This window comes from Frankia sp. CcWB3 (genome assembly GCF_977927595.1).
Genome location: NZ_CDWRCK010000306.1, coordinates 1 through 4,406, shown reverse-complemented (window position 1 = coordinate 4,406; position 4,406 = coordinate 1). Strand labels below are relative to the sequence as shown.

Here is a 4,406-nt window from a genome sequence, read left to right as displayed (position 1 = left end):
CAGGCCCTAGCACCTCTGCATTGACGAGCACCGCCTGGAAGGCCCCGCGACCGCGGGCCAGCCGGGCTGACCGGTAGGTGGACGGGTCGACCATCCGCGCCAGGTCGAGGATCCGGTGCGCCGACATCTCGGCTGGGACCAGGTCGAGGACCTCGCAGCCGTGCCGACGCGCGTAGGTGTCGGCTGCGCGGCGATGCTCGGGGCCGAGACGCACTCCGGAGGCGAGGAGGAGGATGTACGACGGATGCTGCGCGTGAGGGTCGTCCGAGCCGGGCTCGCCTCCCGGATGCCCATGGTCCACCGATTCGATGACGTCGATGGCACCTACCCGGCCGCGCAGCCGGATGCCGTTAAGGCCGATCCCCACACACGCGGCTACCGGGAGCCAGCCACGACGCCTCACCATCGGCCTCCTCTGAATATTTGATCCGCATCCGGTCCGCAGTCGGGAAGCCCCCGCAAAATACCTCTTGTATCCGAATTGCAGCCGAAGCTTCACCGACCGCTCCACGCCGCGCGGCTGAACCGGGTGGCCAGGCTGAACCGGGCCGGAACACGCCGCCGGGTTCGGCCGCACCCGCCGCGGCACGGGAGAACGTCACCGCAGGCACGCCGGAGCCCTGCGTCAGGGGCGCGGGACTGGTCTGATTTTGATCGTCGGCTCTGGCGGTGGCCCGGCGGTGGGCGCGTCCTGGGCGAGGTGGTTCCAGAACTACTCGACCACGGGTTGCCGCAGGCGAGGGCCGAGTTCGCGGATCAGGGCCGAGCTCGCGGATCAGGATGCCCAGCGCCTGGGTGTGCTCTGGATCGGGCTTGGTGGAAATGCCGGCGGCACGTAGGCCGCGGACCTGGCTGAGAGTGAGGTCGGCGAGCAGGATGATCATCTTGGTGTTGTCGTGTTCCGGGTCGATCAGCGCGCGGCGCAGGTAGCGCAGCTGGGCGGGGTGCTCGGCGTACATGCGGGCGACGGCGGGGTCGTGGGCTCTGCCGATCTCGGCCGCGCTGCCCTGCGCGGGGACGCCGAGCACCGCTGACCATTTGCAAAGCCTGCCGTACCGTCGGACAGCATGGGCATCGGAGAAGCCGTCATCGTCAACACCGCGGCGACCGCGGCCTTTGACGGGCAGATCGGGTAGGTCGGCTAGGTCGGCCAGGTCGTCCCCGACACCGAAACCCTTGCCACCGCGACGAAGATCGCCGAACGGATCGCCGGCAACTTCACCGGCCACTGAGGACAGACTATGACCTACCGATCATCGTGGATGACCGAGGAGCTCGACCAGCTCCAAAACCTCACCCGCACCTTCCTGGCCAAGGAATCCGAACCCAACCACGAGCGGTGGACCGAACAGCACGCGGTCGACCGCGAGTTCTGGAACAAGGCCGGCGAGATCGGCCTGCTGTGCATCAGCTGCCCCATCGAGTACGGCGGCGGTGGCGGCACGTTCGCGCACGAGGCCGTGGTGTTGCGCGAGCAGGGCTACATCGCCGACGACTGCTGGGCCTACCTGGTGCACAGCCCGATCGTCGCGCGCTATATCAACGCCTACGGCGGCCACGAGCAGAAGCAGCGATGGCTGCCCAGACTGGCGTCCGGTGTGTTCGTCGGCGCGATCGCGATGACCGAACCGGGCACCGGTAGCGACCTGCAGGCCGTGCGCACCACCGCCCGGCGCGAGGGTGACCATTACGTGATCAACGGTGCGAAGACGTTCATCACCAACGGTACCCACTGTGACCTGCTCATCATCGTGGCCCGCACCGGCAACGCGCCCGGCGGCAGAGGGCTGTCGCTGATCGTGGCGGAAACCCAGGGGCTGCAAGGGTTCGAACGCGGCCGGGTGCTGCAGAAGATCGGCGCGATGGGCACCGACACCCGCGAGCTGGCTTTCACCGACATGCGAATGCCGGCGGCCAACCTGCTCGGTCCGGCCGAGGGCCAAGGCTTCATGCAGCTGGTACAGCAACTGCCGCAGGAACGGCTGTCCATCGCGGTGAATGCCGCGGCTGCCGCCGAACACGCCGTCGACCTGGCCATCGCCTACGCCAAGGAGCGCACGGCGTTCGGCAAACCCCTGCTGGAATTCCAGAACACCCGGTTCGTGCTCGCCGAGTGCCGTACCGAAGCGCTGGCGCTGCGCACCTTCATCGACCACTGCATCACCGAGCATGTGGCTGGCCGGCTCGACGGCGCAACCGCGTCCATGGCCAAATACCTGGCCACCGACAAGCAGTGCGAGATCGTCGACCGCTGCCTACAGATCTTCGGCGGCTACGGCTACATGACCGAGTACCCCATCGCCCGCATGTACGCCGCAGCCCGCGTCCAGAGGATCTACGGCGGCACCAACGAAATCATGAAGGAGCTCATCGCCCGCTCCCTCTGACCGGCAAGAGACCAACCACGCCCGGAGCAGGATCCACCTAGCATGCGGGGGGTTCGGGGGGCTCGGCCCTCCCGGTAGGCCTGGCGGAACGACGAGGTCCGCCCCCGCGCGGACACAACCCACCCAGAGTGGAGCGGGTGACCGGGATCGAACCGGCATGGCCAGCTTGGAAGGCTGGGGCTCTGCCATTGAGCTACACCCGCGAGGTGATCGATGCGAGCTTACCCCGTAGAATGAGCAGGCAACGCCTCGGGGCGTAGCGTAGTGGCTAGCGCGCCTGCTTTGGGTGCAGGAGATCGGGAGTTCGAGTCTCCCCGCCCCGACCGATAGCCTCGGCGTGTCACCCCCCTGTCCAACGTCGTACCAGGAGACCGCCGCGCCGTGAAGGCCACCAAGGAGACCCTCAGCCCGACCCGGGTCAAGCTCACTGTCGAGGTGCCCTTCGACGAGCTCAAGCCCTCGCTCGAGGCCACATATCGCAAGCTTGCCCGCCAGGTCCGGGTCTCGGGCTTCCGGCCGGGCAAGGTCCCGCCGCGCATCCTGGACCAGCGGCTGGGCCGGGATGTCATCCTGGACGAAGCCGTCCAGGATGCGCTGCCGCAGCTCTACTCCGAGGCCGTGCAGGCCGAGGAGGTCGACGTGCTGTCCCGGCCCGAGGTGGACATCACCGAGTTCGCCGACGGCGGCCAGCTCGTCTTCACCGCCGAGGTGGACGTCCGGCCCGAGGTGACCCTGCCGGAGTTCTCGGAGCTTGAGGTCATCGTTGACGCCGTCGAGGTCACCGACGAGCAGGTCGAGGAGCAGGTCGGCGCGCTGCGTGATCGTTTCGCGGTGCTCACGCCGGTGGAGCGGGCCGTGCAGGCGGGTGACTACGTCTCGCTCGACCTGTCCGCCGAGGCAGACGGCACGCCGATCGAGGATGCCGAGGCGACCGGGCTGTCCTACGAGGTCGGCAGTGGCAACCTGGTCGAGGGTCTCGACGACGCGATCATCGGCGCCACGGACGGCGAGACTCGTACCTTCACCACGGAGCTGCTCTCCGGCGAGCAGGCCGGTCAGCCCGCCCAGGTGACGGCGACGGTCCGCGGGGTCAAGGAGAAGGAGCTCCCGGCCCTGGACGACGACTTCGCGACCACCGTCAGCGAGTTCGACACCCTCGACGAGCTGCGCGCGGACATCCGGGCGCGCCTGGAGCAGTCGCGCCGCACCGAACAGGTCGGCCAAGCCCGGGAGAAGTTGCTGGAAAGCCTCCTGGAGCGGGTGGAGGTGCCGGTGCCTGGCTCGCTGCTCGTCGGCGAGATCGAGGCCCGTGAGCACCGCCTCTCCCGCGAGCTGGAGTACATCGGCACGGACCGCACGTCCTACCTGGAGACCCTCGGCCAGACCGAGGAGGAGTTCGACGCGGAGGTCCGCGAGTCCGCCGGCAAGGCCATCCGCTCCCAGTTCATCCTGGACGCGGTGATCGATGCCGAGTCGATTGGGATCGACCAGGGCGAGCTGATGGAGCAGATCATCCTGCGTGCCCAGCGCTCCGGGGTGCAGCCGGACGTCTACGCTCAGCAGCTTGCGCAGGGCGAGGGTCTGACGGCCCTGATGGCCGATGTCCTGCGGACCAAGGCGCTCTTCCTGTTGCTGGAGAACGCCAAAGTCGTCGACAGTGCGGGGACCTCCGTCGAGCTCGCTCTGCCGGCCCGTCCGCAGCCGGGCGCCGACGCGGACGCGGATCATGACCACGACGTCACCGTCGCGGCGGAGGCAGTCGCCCCCGGGGACGCCACGGTTGAGCCGGTTGAGCCAGTTGAGGCGAAGACCGACGGCAACGGCTGATCGGCGCCTCGCCGCTGGCGCGGTCGCGTTCCTCCCGAAGCAACCATCGGGTCATAACAGGCGCATCGTGGGGGTTGGTCACCGGATCTGTCGCTGATCTTGTGATTCTTCTGGCCCGCCGGTGATCATCGGGTGAGGAGGGCCCGTTTGCGGAGCAGGCTGAAGCTGCGCGGCCGAACATCTGCCGTTTGA

At 68.2% G+C, this 4,406-nt stretch carries 3 protein-coding genes, 2 tRNA genes and 1 pseudogene; 3 read left to right on the top strand and 3 right to left on the bottom strand.

Going from position 1 to position 4,406, the window contains the following annotated elements:
• Nucleotides 1-367 (bottom strand): annotated as a pseudogene (locus ACY5KJ_RS18045) (class I SAM-dependent methyltransferase); the annotation flags it as partial.
• Nucleotides 351-1,229, bottom strand: a complete 879-nt coding sequence (locus ACY5KJ_RS18040; RefSeq protein ID WP_462189139.1) for a hypothetical protein — start codon at nt 1,227-1,229, stop codon at nt 351-353. The pseudogene ACY5KJ_RS18045 and the gene ACY5KJ_RS18040, both read right to left, overlap by 17 nt.
• Before the next feature lie 33 nt (nt 1,230-1,262).
• Between ACY5KJ_RS18040 and ACY5KJ_RS18035 the strand changes: the two genes are divergently transcribed.
• Nucleotides 1,263-2,387: an acyl-CoA dehydrogenase family protein gene (locus ACY5KJ_RS18035; protein WP_462189138.1), complete on the top strand. Its 1,125-nt coding sequence runs from the start codon at nt 1,263-1,265 to the stop codon at nt 2,385-2,387.
• 129 nt (nt 2,388-2,516) lie between these two features.
• Here ACY5KJ_RS18035 and ACY5KJ_RS18030 read toward each other — a convergent pair.
• Nucleotides 2,517-2,590, bottom strand: a tRNA-Gly gene (locus ACY5KJ_RS18030).
• A 47-nt stretch (nt 2,591-2,637) separates the two neighbouring features.
• On the opposite strand from ACY5KJ_RS18030, the gene ACY5KJ_RS18025 reads away from it, so the two are divergent.
• Together ACY5KJ_RS18025 and tig are read left to right on the top strand one after the other, a co-directional pair.
• A tRNA-Pro gene (locus tag ACY5KJ_RS18025) sits at nt 2,638-2,710 on the top strand.
• Nucleotides 2,711-2,768: 58 nt separating this feature from the next.
• Complete coding sequence (gene tig / locus ACY5KJ_RS18020) at nt 2,769-4,214, top strand: trigger factor (protein ID WP_462189137.1); 1,446 nt, start codon at nt 2,769-2,771, stop codon at nt 4,212-4,214.
• Nucleotides 4,215-4,406 lie beyond the last annotated feature (192 nt).

What these genes read in the sequence shown, in the direction of transcription:
- ACY5KJ_RS18035 (WP_462189138.1), top strand. Translation starts at nt 1,263, where the DNA reads ATGACCGAGGAGCTCGACCAGCTCCAAAACCTCACCCGCACCTTCCTG.